The 16,134-nt window shown below is 37.2% G+C and carries 14 protein-coding genes; 8 read left to right on the top strand and 6 right to left on the bottom strand.

Going from position 1 to position 16,134, the window contains the following annotated elements; genetic code table 11:
- The first annotated feature begins 29 nt into the window (after window positions 1-29).
- From NF867_RS11530 to uvrC, 6 genes are all read left to right on the top strand, one after another.
- Window positions 30-428 (top strand): TraR/DksA family transcriptional regulator, encoded by a 399-nt coding sequence (locus NF867_RS11530; RefSeq protein ID WP_252588154.1) that lies wholly within the window; start codon window positions 30-32, stop codon window positions 426-428.
- 34 nt (window positions 429-462) lie between these two features.
- The gene (locus tag NF867_RS11525; protein ID WP_252588153.1) at window positions 463-1,074 is read left to right on the top strand and encodes a lipoprotein signal peptidase; all 612 of its coding nucleotides are present in this window, start codon (window positions 463-465) and stop codon (window positions 1,072-1,074) included.
- 230 nt (window positions 1,075-1,304) lie between these two features.
- Entirely contained in the window at window positions 1,305-2,480 is a 1,176-nt protein-coding gene (locus NF867_RS11520; protein WP_252588152.1) for a S1 family peptidase, read from the top strand.
- Between the two features lie 62 nt (window positions 2,481-2,542).
- Window positions 2,543-3,259 (top strand): SIMPL domain-containing protein, encoded by a 717-nt coding sequence (locus NF867_RS11515; protein ID WP_252588151.1) that lies wholly within the window; start codon window positions 2,543-2,545, stop codon window positions 3,257-3,259.
- A 112-nt stretch (window positions 3,260-3,371) separates the two neighbouring features.
- A complete protein-coding gene (locus NF867_RS11510; protein ID WP_252588150.1) occupies window positions 3,372-4,424 on the top strand; it encodes a hypothetical protein in 1,053 nt (350 codons plus the stop codon).
- Window positions 4,425-4,465: 41 nt separating this feature from the next.
- Window positions 4,466-6,268 carry an excinuclease ABC subunit UvrC gene (uvrC, locus tag NF867_RS11505; protein ID WP_252588149.1) on the top strand — a complete coding sequence of 601 codons (1,803 nt, stop codon included), beginning with the start codon at window positions 4,466-4,468 and terminating at the stop codon, window positions 6,266-6,268.
- Window positions 6,269-6,335: 67 nt separating this feature from the next.
- On the opposite strand, the gene porN is transcribed toward uvrC, so the two are convergent.
- The 6 genes from porN to NF867_RS11475 all read right to left on the bottom strand — a co-directional run bounded on the left by porN (window position 6,336) and on the right by NF867_RS11475 (window position 13,070).
- Window positions 6,336-7,394, bottom strand: coding sequence for a type IX secretion system ring subunit PorN/GldN (gene porN / locus NF867_RS11500; RefSeq protein ID WP_252588148.1), 1,059 nt, complete (start codon window positions 7,392-7,394; stop codon window positions 6,336-6,338).
- 7 nt (window positions 7,395-7,401) lie between these two features.
- Window positions 7,402-8,931, bottom strand: coding sequence for a type IX secretion system motor protein PorM/GldM (porM, locus tag NF867_RS11495; protein WP_252588147.1), 1,530 nt, complete (start codon window positions 8,929-8,931; stop codon window positions 7,402-7,404).
- 61 nt (window positions 8,932-8,992) lie between these two features.
- Complete coding sequence (porL, locus tag NF867_RS11490; RefSeq protein WP_252588146.1) at window positions 8,993-9,784, bottom strand: type IX secretion system motor protein PorL/GldL; 792 nt, start codon at window positions 9,782-9,784, stop codon at window positions 8,993-8,995.
- A 44-nt stretch (window positions 9,785-9,828) separates the two neighbouring features.
- Entirely contained in the window at window positions 9,829-11,100 is a 1,272-nt protein-coding gene (gene porK, locus NF867_RS11485; protein ID WP_252588145.1) for a T9SS ring complex lipoprotein PorK/GldK, read from the bottom strand.
- A 230-nt stretch (window positions 11,101-11,330) separates the two neighbouring features.
- Window positions 11,331-12,089 (bottom strand): uroporphyrinogen-III synthase, encoded by a 759-nt coding sequence (locus tag NF867_RS11480; protein WP_252588144.1) that lies wholly within the window; start codon window positions 12,087-12,089, stop codon window positions 11,331-11,333.
- A 30-nt stretch (window positions 12,090-12,119) separates the two neighbouring features.
- Entirely contained in the window at window positions 12,120-13,070 is a 951-nt protein-coding gene (locus NF867_RS11475; protein ID WP_252588143.1) for a DUF4271 domain-containing protein, read from the bottom strand.
- Window positions 13,071-13,975: 905 nt separating this feature from the next.
- Here NF867_RS11475 and hemW point away from each other — a divergent pair.
- The gene (hemW, locus tag NF867_RS11470) at window positions 13,976-15,103 is read left to right on the top strand and encodes a radical SAM family heme chaperone HemW (RefSeq protein WP_252588142.1); all 1,128 of its coding nucleotides are present in this window, start codon (window positions 13,976-13,978) and stop codon (window positions 15,101-15,103) included.
- A gap of 106 nt (window positions 15,104-15,209) precedes the next feature.
- Complete coding sequence (locus NF867_RS11465) at window positions 15,210-16,091, top strand: cupin-like domain-containing protein (RefSeq protein WP_252588141.1); 882 nt, start codon at window positions 15,210-15,212, stop codon at window positions 16,089-16,091.
- The last annotated feature ends 43 nt before the right edge of the window (window positions 16,092-16,134 follow it).

Here is a 16,134-nt window from a genome sequence, read left to right as displayed (position 1 = left end):
ACTTAAACAAAAGGAAAAGAGAAAACATCATGGATAATAATGGAACCCAGGTGACTGAAAAAACCAGATATTCAGACATTGAACTTCAGGAGTTTAAAGACCTTATTCTGGATAAACTTAACAAAGCAAAAGCTGAGTTGCATATTTTGGCTACAAGCTTAAGTAATCCCAATGAAAATGGAACTGATGATACTGCAGGAACATTTAAAGCGTTAGAAGATGGATCGGCAACATTGGAGAAAGAGCATGTGAATCAATTGGCGGCCCGTCAAAAGAAATTTATTGAAAATCTTGAAGCGGCTTTGGTGCGTATCGAAAACAAAACTTATGGTATTTGCCGTGAAACCGGTAAACTGATTCCAAAAGAACGTTTACGTGCTGTTCCACATACTACTTTAAGTATGGAAGCTAAATTAAAGCAATCATAACCGTTAAAGTGACTTATTGAATAAATAATATACTTTGAAAAAATCAATTAAAGCAATCCTTATCATCGTTTTGGTGGTATTGGCTGACCAACTATTGAAAACCTGGATCAAGAACAATATGTACATTGGCCAGGAATTTAATATAATCGGCAACTGGTTTATTATTCATTTTACTGAAAACAATGGGATGGCGTTTGGGATGGAGTTTGCCGGAGAATATGGCAAATTGTTCTTAACGTTGTTTAGAATAGCAGCTGTAGCAGGTATCGGATACGGAATTCATTACGTAATCAAACATCGATATCCATTTGGTTTAGTAGTTGCTGCCAGTTTAATTTTTGCTGGTGCATTAGGAAATATTATAGACAGCGTATTATACGGGGTTATTTATAGTTATGCGCCCTTATTTCATGGTCGCGTTGTTGACATGTTCTACTTCCCACTTGTTCAAGGCCATTTTCCAGAAGCATTTCCAATTTGGGGAGGTCAGGAATTCGTGTTCTTCCGTCCGGTATTTAACGTTGCGGATGCAGCCATTTCTACTGGCGTAGCCATGATCCTGGTATTTCAGAAACGATATTTCCGGGTAATGGAAAAACCTCCAATTGAAGAAGATGACACTCAATCAGAAGTAGTTGAAGCATAAAACTTCAATCTTAAATAGAACGGAAGAGACCTTAATCTCTTCCGTTTTTTTTATTGCCTTTCTAATTAAATAGCCACCCTTATAATACCATTGTAAGCGTTAAGCCTCTGCCCTTTTATAACTATTATTAAAAAGTTTATTTTTTGCTTAATAATATTTTCCAGATTTTTGGCCTCCATTAATTATATACATCATCTATTTACTATTCAGAATTATTATTCTTTCTACATATGAATGCATCCTTTAACAACGAAAATCATACGCCATCTCAAGATCCTGAGAAGCAAAGAAGTAAATGGTTAGTACCAACCATATGCGTTATTGCAGGAATCTTTCTAACTATCTTATTCTTTAAAGCCGGTGACTTACAGAAATTATGGTCTGGAACGTCGACTGATAGTCTTAAATGCGGATTAAGTCAAACCGCGATATATGAAAAGTATAAAAACAGTGTTGTGTTGGTTGCCAATAGCTATGTGTATGAAGTAAGTATAAAAGGTTCGGAGCCGATTCAGTTTACGGTAACAGATGGAGGAGAGATAGCTCCATACGATCAGTACGCCAATAACCCTATTACCATTACAGGTACAGGTTTTTTTGTCAGTAAAGATGGAAAACTGGTAACTAACCGCCATGTTGCCTCTCCATGGACAGTTAATGCATCAAATGATTTTTCAGCAATTAAGGCTACTATTAGTTACATGGTTCCTGATGATATTGAGCCCGCTCAGATTGCAAATTATATCAAACAACACTGGACCGATGAAATTACCGAAGGGAATGAAGATGAGTGGGAAGCGATACAAAGTTCGCCTGATTCTTCAGTTGCTAAGGCTGATTCATCATCATCAGATATAACCATTAACATTCCGGAGCGAAAAACACATCATTCACTAGACACAAATCAAATAAGCATTAAAGGAAAAATTGTTCGCTTAGGAATTGCTATGCATAACAGCAAAGCAAAAAACGTAGAAGACTTTATCCCTTGTGAATTTATTTCCCAATCGGAAGATCCGAATGTAGATGTGGCCATTTTGCAGACTCTTAGTCATAATCTGCCCTCAAAAGTTAAAAACATAATTGACCTGTCATTGGCTGCTAACGACGACACTGAAATAAAACCTGGAGCAAAGGCTGTTATGATTGGTTATCCGATGGGCATGCAACTAGCTGGCACAATTAAGGGCATTAAGGTGCAGGTTTATGAAGGAGAGGTTAATAAAGAATCCGATGGTTTTGCCGTTCAGTATAACATTACTTCTACCCACGGAGCAAGCGGTTCGCCTGTATTTGATGACTGTGGAAGATTGATCGCGGTAAACTTTGCAGGATATGATCAGGCACAAGGGTTCAATTTTGGGGTGGTAGCAAAATATGCGCTCGCCTTATATGAAAATGAATAATTCTTTAAATTAATTTGTGGAATCAATAAACCCAATGCATCTAAATTAAAAAGTAAACGATTATGAAGAGATTAATTGCAAGTATCGCCCTCATTTTGGCTGGCTTTAGCGCCATGGCTCAAACAGCAGTTGTAAATCCAGTTAAAAAGATTGAAGTGACCGGCAACGCCGAAATGGAAATTGTTCCGGATATTATTTACCTCAATATTTCATTAAAAGAATATTACAAAGACAATAACAATAAGAACAAAGTATCAATTGAGACTGTTGAAAAACAGTTACAGCAAGCAGTAATTGATGCGGGTATTTCTAAAGAAAATTTTATGCTTGATAACGTTTATGGCTATAATTATGATTGGAATATCCGTGATAAAAAGCGTGACCCTAACTTTTTAGCTCGTAAACAATATCGCCTGAAGCTCACCAAACTTGATAAGGTAAATGATATTCTATCAGCTGTTGATCCAAAAGGAATTGAAAGTGTTAACGTTGCCGAATACGTACATAGCAAAATTGATGACTACAAAAAAGAGTTGAAAATTAAAGCGATGAAAGATGCCAAAGAGAAGGCTAGCTATCTTGTAGCGGCTATCGGTGAGCAGTTGGGCGGTGTACTGGAGATTTATGATAATGAATCACAACCGATTTACTACCCTCGCCCAACCATGGCCATGTACAAATCGGCCGATGCCATGGGAGCAGCTGAAGCAATGCCAGAGATTGATTTCAAGTCAATCAAACTGAAATCAGATGTTCGATTGATCTTCACCATTAAGTAATTTTTGCTTATCATTATATTAAGGATTTAGACCGAAGAATTATTTTTCGGTTTAGATCCTTTTCTGTTTATTAAAAACTCTTTTAAAGAGACTAAAGAGCTAAATTAGAGCTATGAGTTTTAAAAATGAATTCAGGCACAATGTCCCTTCTAAAAAGAAGCTATTCTACCCAATTCAGACCGGACTACGTGAGTATCTGATAAAACATGGCCGTGAGATCAAACTGCCAATCCAATATTCAGATATGCTCCGGTTTAATCTGGAGGTTCCGCTTATTGATAAAAGCGGAAAGGATACGCTTTGGAAAACTGTTTATTATGATGAAAGCAATATGCGGGAACTTTTTCCGGCCCTAACTTATATTTATGCTTTACTTACTACTGATGGTGATAAGACCTTAATGAATAACCTATCAGTTGCTCGTATTGATTTTTGTGCTTTTGGAAACTCCCAACCTTTCAGGGTACGAATCATTAACCGTTTAAATGATAACTACGACCACTTTTACGTTAAAAAAGCCGATGCCTCACGCGTTTACGGACTAGAGCTGGAACACATTCTTTCCCCCAACCGTATCACCTACGTAACAGACAAGGATACATTAATTGAGGAGCACATCATTGGCTTGCCTGGAGATGTTTTTATAGAAAAACATTTGGATGATGTTCCTTTTAATCAGATTCGTATATGTAAGGAATTTGTGAAGTTTAACGAGCGGTGTTTTGTGCGTCTTTTAGGCGATATGAGATCCTATAACTTTGTTATGGACATCACCCCTGATATTGAAGGATTACAGTACCGTATCCGCGCTATTGACTTCGATCAGCAATCATACGAGGGACGTAAGAGCTTCTATCTCCCCCATTATTTTAAAGAGAACAATAAGCTGGTATTTATGGGCATGAAGCACATGAATCATAAAACAATGAGCCAGTATCAGGAGGAAGAGCGTACCCTTATGTCGAACCGTATTAAATCCTCTCCCCGTAGGATAAATGAGCTTTTTTCGGTATTAGAAAACGACGAAATATCACCTGCTTCAAAAACCAAAATGTTAAAAAAAGAACTGGCTGAACATCATAATAAAGACATTTTTTTGCATTGCAATACCATGGGACAAGTGGTAATTGAACATATTACATGCTGCTTGACCAAAAAGCTTTAAACTTAACTTGCTTAGTGTAGTATAGCTAGTTAATTTCGTTTATGATTCAAGGTGAGTTTGATTATAGAAAACACTTGGTGAAAATACCTCATAAGCCGGGTGTTTATCAGTATTTCGATCAGGAAGAGAAACTAATTTATGTTGGTAAGGCCAAGGACCTTCGTAATCGGGTGTCTTCCTATTTTGTGAATGACAGAATGGTTAATGCCAAAACACGTGTTTTGGTAAGCAAGATCAGGGATATTAAATTCACCATTGTAGACACTGAAATTGAGGCTTTACTGCTCGAGAATAATCTCATTAAAGAGCATAAACCTCGTTACAATGTTTTGTTGAAAGATGACAAAACTTATCCTTCCATCGTTATTAAAAACGAGCCCTTTCCGCGAGTTTTCGGCACTCGTAAAATTATTAGAGATGGTTCGAAATATTATGGACCCTACGCTTCTATTGGAATGATGCGGACAATGCTCGAAATGATCAAAAGTCTCTACCCGCTTCGTAACTGCAACCTGGCTCTTACTGATTCAAATATAAAGGGAGGAAAATTCAGGGTTTGTCTGGAATACCAAATCGGCAATTGCAAAGGACCTTGCGAAGCATTGCAGAGTTCTACAGATTACAACCACAATATTGACGACATTAAAGATATTCTAAAAGGTAATATTTCAACTGTAGTAAAGCATTTAAACGAACAGATAGCCGATGCCGCTTCTAATCTGAATTTTGAGCTTGCTCAAAACCTAAAAGATAAGCTGGACACTTTGGAGAACTATCAAAGTAAGTCGACCGTTGTAAGCACTTTATTGCACGATATTGATGTGGTTTCAATCGCATCTGATAATAAATATGCCTTTGTCAACTACCTTAAAATATTAAATGGCAGTATTGTTCAAACGCAAACTATTGAGCTGAAAAAAAAGCTTGATGAAACCGATGCAGAACTTCTGGAACTTGCCATTGCAGAATTTAGAAACCGCTTTGAAAGCACTTCTAAGGAAATTGTTGTTCCTTTTGATATCAATATTGACGATCCTACTATAAAGTTTACGGTTCCGAAGTTAGGTGATAAAAAAAAGCTGCTTGAGTTATCGCAAAAAAACGTGCTTTTCTTCAAGAAATCAAAACTCGAACAATATGAGAAGCTGAACCCAGAATTAAGAACTGAAAGAGTGTTGACACAGATGATGAATGATTTACATCTGACAAGTCTTCCCCGTCATATTGAGTGTTTTGACAACTCTAACTTTCAGGGAAAATATCCAGTTTCAGCAATGGTTGTTTTCAAAGACGGCAAACCCTCTAAAAAAGATTACCGGCATTATAACGTTAGAACGGTGGAAGGCCCTAATGACTTTGCAACTATGAAAGAAGTAATTGGCCGAAGATATAGCAGGGTGATCGAAGAACAACAGCAATTACCTGATTTAATTATTGTGGATGGCGGGAAAGGACAGCTTTCGTCGGCAGTTGAGGTACTTAAAGAACTTAACCTCTATCATAAAGTTCCAATTATTGGTATTGCAAAACGGCTGGAAGAAATTTATTATCCTAATGACTCGATTCCTTTATACATCGATAAAAAATCAGAAAGCTTAAAGATTATACAACATCTAAGAGACGAAGCGCATCGTTTCGGAATTACCCATCACCGCAAACGAAGAGATAAGGGAACGCTAAATACAGAGTTGGAACTAATAGACGGAATTGGAAATAAAACAGCGGAGAACTTATTAAAACATTTTAAATCGGTAAAGAAAATACGGGAAGCCAATCAGGAAGAGTTATTAGAAGTACTGAATTTGAAGCAAGCTCAAGCATTGCTAAATTACTTCGGAAAATAAAAGAGATACACTTTTAGTTATAAACAGAAAAGGGACCATTTAGGTCCCAATCTGTTTATTAAGATTCTTAATATTCCCACAGATCTTGTTCGTAATCCATGAGCTTTTTCTTGATACGTTCTGATTCATATAAGCGATCGATACCGCTTGCATAATCCTGAATACGTAAATCATCCGCATTAGATTCTTTAATGATATAGCTAGTAAACAAACGCTTGATGAAGAAATCATCGAAGTTTAGGTTTGAAGCATCATTAAAGCGGTTGAACAATTCAGAGTTGGCCAAAATAGGGCGAGCTTCAGGGTAATAAACCCAGAATATTGGAGTAACACCAATAGTATCGCCTGAGGTTTTACTGATGTTCAGTTTACAAGGTGCAATTGCAATAATACGAGGCTCGAAAATTGAACGTTGTTTATCAAAAACCCAATCCTCTTTTACTCTGTATTTAACAATTTGATCAGGATTAAAATTCTCACGAACAACCGTATCGCGCATAATGCTCGGATCATTGATATCAGGAACCTGAATAGTATCTACACGGCCTCCGGCCAATTTAGTTACTTGTTCTACAGACATAATATCACGAAATGTACTATCGCTTCCATCATCAGGATTACGATAAGCCGTTAATTCACCAGCATTAATCGCTTTCATCATCACTGTGATCAAACGCGAATTAGGATGGTTCAACGGACGGTTCATTTTCTCACGAACATCGATCTCTCTCCAAATACGTTTAGCAAACATTACATCTGCCTGACGGATATACGGATAAGGAATCGCCTTCACATTTTGGTTGTTCTCCTTCTTGTAAACACCGTCTATTACGTCGCCAAACAGAGACCCTGTTGCTGATGGACGCCTTTTAGTGGTGTCAACCGGTTTAGGGGCTGGAGCAGGCGGCGGAACCGCAGCTAAAGTGGTCTTTGTTGCAGCAGTTTTAGTTTTTGCGTTGGCAACAGGTTTCTTTTTGCCCTTTGAAGCTGCTACAGTTTTTTTACTGCCTGTTGTTGTTGTTGTTTTAGCTTTAGGTTTTGCTCCGGTAGATTTTTTCTTTACCTGGCCTAAGGCTACAGAGCAACATACAAGCATTGCTAAGGCGACTAAATAAAATCTCTTCATCTTCTAATTATTGAACAGTGAGCGATACACCAGTAGATAATCTGCGAGTATTACCTTTAGGATCTTTAACAGTGATATCTTCAATCATGATCTTATCTCCTGTAGAAACAGTTGATAAGGCCGTACGTAAACGAGCTGATAAAGCCGGACCGTTAACCGATTCGAAAATTGGGTCAGTACGTTTTTTCATTACATACATCGTGTAACCACTTACAGTAAACTTCATATCAAAATCGAAGTTTTCAAGCATTGCAAAAACACCTGGCTGCGCTTTAACTGCTGATGAACTTACACGACCTGATGACAAGCCTGCAAATTTAGGAGTTGGAGGAGGCACTTGTTTTACACGATACACTTTAGAACCCATGTTAGTAACTTTACCGTTAATATCGGCAGTTACGTTAATAGTAACCTGACCAGCAGTAGTTACATCAGCAATGTAATTACCGTTCGAACCTCTTAATGAACCTGCACCAATTAAACTTGCACGTACTTTACTATTTGGAACACCAGCAGCAGAAACAGATACCGGGTTTTCAACACCAATGTACAGAACATTCATTTTATCAGCACTAACGTTTGCTGATGGAGCTGCCACTTCATACTTACCTGTTTTAGTGTAAGTTTCTGTAGAGCCATCTGGTTTTTTAACAGTAACTTTTGCTTCGAATGATTTCTCTCCAACACCAGATGCGGTAATGGTATATTTGGCTTTACCGGCTGCATCAACTGGTAATTTTGAACCGCCTACATATACATCAGGTACGATTGAGGTGCTTGAAGCCGTTACAAATACATCAGCGGTATACTGCTGACCAGCAAGAACATAGCTTGAAGGAGCAACGATTACTGCGTCTAATTTGTCAATTTTAAAGTCAGCAGCATAAATTTTACTTTGAAGATATTTCAAGATCTCTACTTCTGAGTTCTTTACATCACCTTCTAATTTCGATAAAATAGTTACTGCAGCTGTTACAGGTACACTTTGAAACTGAGCTTCTTCCCATTTTCTACCTTTAGGATCTTCTGCTTTAAGATTAATAGTTACTCTCTCTTTATCTGCAGGATCAACTAAGGCAAGCAATTTCTCACGAGCATCAGTAATTTTAGCTTTTAATTCAGGGCCTTTAGCTTCCGATGGTTTTTGTTCGTTCAACATAATATGGCTTGGAATATCCAAATCATCGTTACGTTTAATATCACCGGTTTCAGGATTAACACCTTCGGCCTCTGTTACCATTTGTTCTTTAACACCTTTGATATAGGTACCCAATTCATTGCTGATTTTCACAGCTTCCTGGGCTTTTTTAAACCATGGTTCTGTTTTAACAGGATCGCTGCTCATTCCATTTTGGAAAGCATCCATGGTTTTATTTATAGTAAGATCCAAGTTAGATGACGACTCGTCTAAACCATCTCTTACTGTCTTGAATGCGTTCAATACTTCCGCACTTACGTTCAACGCCAACATCGCAGTGAGCACCAGATACATCAGGTTAATCATCTGCTGACGTGCCGTTTGTTTACCACCGGCCATAGTCTAGTCTTAAGGTTTTGATTTAATAAATAAAACAGTTAATCAAAAAAGCACATTAAAATTATGCTCTTTGAACATTCATTGCTGATAGCATATTACCGTACACTGAGTTAAGTGATGTAAGGTTTTTAGCCAATTTAGCAACTTCTTCTTTATATACCTTAGAGTAGTTAAGCGTTTCGTTGAAACCTTGCATAGTTTCGTTAATGTTCGCGTAGTATTTACCCATAGATTTAAGGTGGTTGTTAGACTCCTGTAATTCCATTTCGTATACCGCGTTTAACGCTGCAAGATTTTTAACCATTAAATTGATTTGCTCATTGTAAGCTTTTGAATCCGTATTTGCTCCAGCCATTTCAGTCAATGATTGAGAAGCTTTTTGGTAAGAAACCACCAATTGATTTACTGACTCTGTACCACGTTTTAAGCTGTCTGATAATGAAGTAGTATCGATTGACACATTTGCAATGTTTGAAATTGCAGTTACTTTATCTCCAAACGTTCTTAAACCTGTACCTAAGTTATTTACCATTTCTGGAGTAATGTTAGCTTCAGCAAGCATTTTATCTAAAGCGTTAGTACTTCCGCCACTTACCGCGCCACGTGAGTATGAATTAGCAGGAGCCGGCTCATTCTCAGGCAATAATTCAGGGTAAACTCTTGACCAATCTGGTTCATCATACTGCTTTTGGAAAGCCATAGCAACGAAGATGATGGCCTCACAACCCATACCTACCATCAGCATTTCTCTTGCTCCTGGCCAGTGAAGAATCTTAAATAAAGCACCTAAAATTACTGGTGCAGCGAATAGCGACGCGAAGAAGTTTAGATTAAACTTAAATTTACCTTTCATAATAATGCGATCAGTTTAGTTGTAATTGTTAATTTATCTTTTGGTTAGTTTTTAGTTCCTAGCTGTTTACCCATGTGCTCACCTACGCAACGGAAGCCAATGTATGATTTTGCACTGTCTAGGTACTCATAAGAACGGGTACCGTTTTGAAGAAAGAATCCGATATCTTTCCATGATCCACCTCTAACTACTTTACGACGCTGAGATAATGATGACGCATCATTTTCCTGAGTGGTATAAGTAGGGTTCATATCGTGAACAAAAGTATATGCTGACTCATCATAAGTAGAAGCTGTCCACTCTGCAACGTTACCTGCCATATTGTATAAACCATAATCATTAGGGAAATATGATTTTACATTAACAGTATAGAAACCGCCATCATCAACATAATTACCGCGTCCAGGTTTAAAGTTAGCCAACAAGCAACCTTTACTGTTACGGATATAAGGACCACCCCATGGATAATCAGAACCAATTCTTCCACCTCTTGCAGCATACTCAAACTGAGCTTCTGTTGGAAGACTCATTGCTCCACGACGAGGCTTTTTGTTTTTATCACGATAGGTATTATTAAACTCTGTTCTCCATGCACTAAAAGCGTTGGCCTGTTTCCAGTTTACCCCTACCACAGGATACTCGTCAAACGCAGGGTGTGAGAAATATTGCTCAACCATAGGCTCATTCTGAGCATAGCTAAAGTCAGCTAACCATACTAAAGTATCTGGATAGATCGCTACTTTTTCACGTTTGATGAAAGATGAACGAGGTTTTTTACGGTTTTGCGCTAAAGCTGCCGCTCTTAGATCGAACCAGGTATACTGATAGATAAACTTGGTTACGTCGAATTCGTTTCTACCGGTAATCTTGTCATCACCTTGATAGAACATTCCTTTTAATTGCTCAGCGTTAGGGTTGTTCTTTGCAGAATAATTAACTTTTTGTTTAGGATTAATATACTCGGTTCCGTCTTCACCCTTAACAACAAAGTTTCCACCCATTGTTTTGGCAGCGATAGAATCTCTTACCCAAAGAACAAATTGACGGTATTCATTGTTGGTAATCTCCGTTTCATCCATGTAAAAAGGAGCGATTGTCACCTGACGATTTTGAGCAGTACGTGATGCAGTTACATCTTGATCAGCCTGACCCATGATAAAAGTTCCTGCAGGTATGTAAACCATTCCGTATGGAACATCTTGTTTGTAGGGTTTTCGGCCTTGAACACCTACCAACTCACCTTTAGCCCCAGATGATCCACATCCGCTGAGGGAGAACAGAAGAGCCGAAGTACAAAGCAGCCAGAAATATTTCATAAAATTTAAGTTGTAAAGGTTTGGCAAATAGTAATAGTAAATTTAGTTATAATGATTTTCCTATGAAAAAATTATTCCTTAATCAATTTAAACGACATAAAATTTTAATTGTTACGCAACATACGAAAATTCTTGACAAAAAAAATCGTTAAAACATATAGAAAGAAACTTTCTTTTAGTTTTAACGACCTTGTAAAAATAGTATAAATTTAACTTATAATTAATTTTGTTTATTTGTTCGCGGATTTAATGTATTCTTCAATAGCCATTGTCATTGATGGAGATTGAGGCGTAGGCGCCTGAACATCAAGGAATAGACCGGCCTCCAAAACTGCTTTATGCGTGGTTGAACCAAAAGCCGCAATTCGGGTATTATTCTGCTCGAAATCGGGGAAATTTTGATATAATGATTTAATACCAGAAGGACTAAAAAATGCAATCATATCATATTTTACCTCTGCAAGATCAGAAAGATCACTACAAACAGTACGATACATCACCGCCTCAGTAATATTATAACCCGCATCACGCATCTTTGAAGGAATTTCCTCCTTACTCACATCTGAACATGGGAATAAGAATTTCTCAGCATTGTGCTTTTTGAACTGCTCCATTAAATCGGCAGTTGTTTGTTTGCCAAAAAAGATTTTACGCTTACGATACTGAATGTACTTTTGTAAGTACAGTGCTGTAGACTCTGTATTACAAAAATATTTCATTTCTGCCGGCACTTCGTATCTCATCTCTTCACATAAACGAAAATACTGATCTATCCCGTGACGGCTGGTAAAAATAATTGCAGTGTAATCAGGTAAGTTAATTTTACCTTTTCTGAATTCTTTAGCAGGAATACCTTCCACATGAATAAACGGTCTGAAATCTAGCTTTAAATTATATTTCTTGGCTAGTTCAGTGTACGGATTCTTGTCGCTCTCTGGCTTAGGCTGTGTGATTAAAATACTTTTAACCTTAATTTTCCTCTCTGTCATGATTTTAAACCCCTTACTTCAGCTGAAACTTTATTTCAAAAGTACTTTATATAATATAACTAACGGACAAATTTCAAAGGCACAAAGATAAACAATAAAATAAAATTTCGAAAATTGAAAATTTGACGAAATGAAGATTGCTCCCCGAATATATTGATATGCAAAACTAAGTATTAATATAGTACTAAACACTATCAGAAGGCTATTTCCGAATTGAGTGGGACCTAAGGCATGCAAAATTAGCAAGGGTATTAACACCAGGGTACACGATCCAAAGGCTATGTAAATAATTGAAATGTAATTATTTACCATGTTTTTAATCGAAAAAAGAGCTCCGGCAATCCTTAATAAAATGGTTTTTATTAAGAAGAACAATATTACCATTAATGAAATCAGGAAAAAGCTACCAATGCCAGTAACTCCCATAATTTCATCGATATGAAATACAACTTTTAGTAAATAACCGAAGGTAAACCCGATCAGTAAGGAAATAAATATAAAAGACTCTGAGTTGAGCAGGTTATTATCCCGCACCAATTGATTTAATATTCGATTATTAATAAAGCCCTGAGCCATAACACTAATATCGCGGGCAAAAAAATAACTAATCAACACAAACAACAAGAACAGACAAAAAAGGATATAGATGTTTTGCGGATTTTTAAACTTTCGTTCAACCGGATCAGCATACTGAAGTGAAGAAACCTTTGGCATTTTAACCTTCAACCCTATTGCGTCCTTAAATCCTTTATTGAAAGCTACCGTAAAAGAATCAAGTGATTTATTCTGCTTGCTTTTATCAAGCAAAACTGGCACTCGGCGCATATTCACTAAGGCCATGCTGTCTTTGAAAGCCGTTGAATCAACTCTATGATAATAATGATGCTGAGTTACGACTTTAAGTGAATCTTGCGCTTTTAACACATACACACTCATTATAAGCCCTACAAATACGCCTATGAACCTAAGGATTGCTCTCAAAACTTCTTAATTCTTTTGGGACAAAGCTACCGGATTTCAATCTATTTTTAAAACACCTTCTTTCTTTCAATGTCTTGACTTTAGAGCCTTGGTTTCTGAAGTATAGAACGCCACCGCCTTAACTCTTGACATGACATCAACGCCTAGACCCACCGTAAAACTTTGAGTTGAATACCCACCAGGAAACACCTGTTCATTCGGCCCAAACTTTAGTTGATTTTATTTTAAAATCCCGAAGTAGCAAATAGGTAACAAAAGCTAATATATAACGCATACTTGACGTATACTCGACGTATACTCGACGCATACTTGACGTATACTCGGCGTATACTCGACGCATACTCGACGTATACTTGAAATATAAATAGTACTGAAATAATAAATTTAAAGCAAGCAGCAAATTATATCACCCGATGAATATAACAGAGCCTGAGTTATTTCGATCAGAAGATCTGGGCCAATTGAATACCTTTCATTTGAAACGTTTAGAATGATTCAAACGAATCGACAATGGCTTTAAAGGAATCACACTGGTTTAATAAAGTCTCTTGATAAACTGCATTGGGATGCACATAAATATCAGTCGTTTCACCACTAATTGAATGCAATGCTTTTCCTTTCGCCGGTAAAGTCGTTACTGTTAAAATGCATCAACCAATTAAGTTCTATGCATTTATTTAAATCATGCAATAGTTGGTTTTTGTCAAAGTGGAAAGGCAACCGAAAGAAATCGTTGGACATCGATCTGAAGTTAAATTCTGAATCCCGAAACTAACAATTCTCTTAACAGTTACTTCGCTCAAAAAAATAAACTTTCCTGTAATGTTACCTACCACCGGTAATAAATCTAGAGTTATCGCTTTTTACATATCCCTGTTCTAAGGTTCTTTACCTACTTTTGCCCCATGGCCGGCATTTACATTCATATTCCTTTCTGCAAAAAAGCTTGTTACTACTGCGATTTTCATTTTTCCACCAATTGGAAAGTTAAGGACGAGTTGATGGATTCTTTGGAGAAGGAACTCGAATTACAAAAAAGCTACCTGAATGGCGAGACCATTGAAACCATTTACTTCGGCGGAGGTACTCCATCGGTTTTAAAAGGAGAAGAAATTAACCGACTGCTGGATAAAATCAACAAACTGCATCATGTCACTAAAGATGCTGAAATAACCCTGGAAGCCAATCCTGATGATTTGGATGCAGTAAAAATTAAAGAAATCCGGCAAACAGCTATCAACAGGTTTAGTATTGGCATTCAATCATTTTTTGATGAAGATCTGCAATGGATGAACAGGGCGCACAATGCCGGTGAAGCCAAATCAAGTATCATGCGGGCGCAGGATGCAGGGTTTGAAAACATCACTTGTGATTTAATTTACGGTTACCCGTTCCTTACCAATAAAAAGTGGAAAGAGAACATTCAAACGTTGATTGATCTTCAAATTCCTCATATCTCTTCTTATTCAATGACTGTAGAGCCACAAACGGCTTTGGCTACTTTTATCCAAAAAAAACAACAGCCAGCGATGAATGAAGAACAAAGTGCCGAGCAATTTCAAATGCTGATGACTGAATTGGAGAAAAACGGATTTCTGCATTACGAGATCTCGAACTTTGGGAAAGAAGGTTGGCTTTCTAAACACAACTCAAACTATTGGTTTGGCAAAAAATACCTGGGTATAGGCCCATCGGCACACTCTTTTAATGGTGAGTCGCGACAATGGAACATTGCAAACAATTATAAATACATTGATACGCTTGCCAATGGCAAGATCCCTTTTGAACAAGAGCTTTTAAGTCCAATTCAACGGCTGAATGAATACGTAATGACCTCCTTACGGACTATGTGGGGCTTGGATTTAGAAAAAGTGAAAACCAATTTCGGAGAAGAATATTCAGAAGAACTCCTGCATACGGCCACTCAATTTATCGAAAAGCAGTGGGTAAAACATGATAAACAAACGCTATTTTTAAGTGACACTGGAAAGCTTTACGCCGATCATGTTGCTTCCGAATTATTTATTGGATAATTTTATTCCTATCAGCAAAGCATCTTCTGTTATGTTTCTATTATTAATATCGCCTTAATACCTATTGAACTTTATATTTATATTTATATAATTGATTCTTAACCACATGGGCTTTTTATTAGAACCTATTGAGCGGGTATCAAACATCACCAAAGAAGAATTCAAACAAAAATACCTAAGCACCCGTCAACCTGTTATAATTACCGACATGGCCAAAAATTGGCCTGCATATGAAAAGTGGACATTTGATTATATAAAGGAAACCGTTGGAAATAAAATTGTTCCTCTGTACGATAACACTAAAGCCGACCCTTCGAGACCGATAAATGCCGCCGCCACTGAAATGGCTTTTACTAATTATATCGATCTTATTCAATCACAGCCCACCGAACTACGTATTTTCTTATTCGATATTTTTAAACATGCCCCTAAACTTTTAGATGATTATGAAAGTCCCAAAGAACTAATGGGAGGCTTTTTAGATCGATATCCGAATATGTTCTTTGGAGGAAAAGGATCCATTACATTCCTTCATTATGATATTGATCTTGCACACATTTTTCATACTCACTTTCATGGGCGTAAACACATTATTTTATTCGACTATAAATGGAAAGAACGTTTATACCGAATTCCATTTGCCACTTACGCATTGGAAGATTATGATGTATTAAACCCTGATACCAATAAGTTTCCGGCCTTGGATGGAGTTCAGGGTGTTGAAGCATTTTTAGAACATGGAGAAACCTTATTTATGCCTACCGGGTGGTGGCATTGGATGAAATATTTGAATGGATGCTTTTCAATCAGCTTGCGGGCCTGGGACAAATCGCCAATTATTAAAGCAAAAAGCCTTTATAACCTAACTGTACAACGCAAATTCGATGATTTTATGAAAACCCAATTCAAAGATAAATACATGGATTGGAAAGAAGAGCTTGCAATTAAGCGGGCTGAAAAAGCATTAGAATACGGATTGCCACGATAAAAACAGACCATAGACCATGGTCTATGGTCTATGGTCTATGAAA

This window comes from Solitalea agri, assembly GCF_023914155.1.
Lineage (GTDB): Bacteria > Bacteroidota > Bacteroidia > Sphingobacteriales > Sphingobacteriaceae > Solitalea > Solitalea agri.
Note: the sequence above shows the minus strand (reverse complement) of the source record. Positions and strands in the feature narration are given on the sequence as shown.

What these genes read in the sequence shown, in the direction of transcription:
- NF867_RS11530 (WP_252588154.1), top strand. Translation starts at nt 30, where the DNA reads ATGGATAATAATGGAACCCAGGTGACTGAAAAAACCAGATATTCAGAC.
- NF867_RS11520 (WP_252588152.1), top strand. Translation starts at nt 1,305, where the DNA reads ATGAATGCATCCTTTAACAACGAAAATCATACGCCATCTCAAGATCCT.
- NF867_RS11515 (WP_252588151.1), top strand. Translation starts at nt 2,543, where the DNA reads ATGAAGAGATTAATTGCAAGTATCGCCCTCATTTTGGCTGGCTTTAGC.
- NF867_RS11510 (WP_252588150.1), top strand. Translation starts at nt 3,372, where the DNA reads ATGAGTTTTAAAAATGAATTCAGGCACAATGTCCCTTCTAAAAAGAAG.
- uvrC (WP_252588149.1), top strand. Translation starts at nt 4,466, where the DNA reads ATGATTCAAGGTGAGTTTGATTATAGAAAACACTTGGTGAAAATACCT.
- porN (WP_252588148.1), bottom strand. Translation starts at nt 7,394, where the DNA reads ATGAAGAGATTTTATTTAGTCGCCTTAGCAATGCTTGTATGTTGCTCT.
- porM (WP_252588147.1), bottom strand. Translation starts at nt 8,931, where the DNA reads ATGGCCGGTGGTAAACAAACGGCACGTCAGCAGATGATTAACCTGATG.
- porL (WP_252588146.1), bottom strand. Translation starts at nt 9,784, where the DNA reads ATGAAAGGTAAATTTAAGTTTAATCTAAACTTCTTCGCGTCGCTATTC.
- porK (WP_252588145.1), bottom strand. Translation starts at nt 11,100, where the DNA reads ATGAAATATTTCTGGCTGCTTTGTACTTCGGCTCTTCTGTTCTCCCTC.
- NF867_RS11480 (WP_252588144.1), bottom strand. Translation starts at nt 12,089, where the DNA reads ATGACAGAGAGGAAAATTAAGGTTAAAAGTATTTTAATCACACAGCCT.
- hemW (WP_252588142.1), top strand. Translation starts at nt 13,976, where the DNA reads ATGGCCGGCATTTACATTCATATTCCTTTCTGCAAAAAAGCTTGTTAC.
- NF867_RS11465 (WP_252588141.1), top strand. Translation starts at nt 15,210, where the DNA reads ATGGGCTTTTTATTAGAACCTATTGAGCGGGTATCAAACATCACCAAA.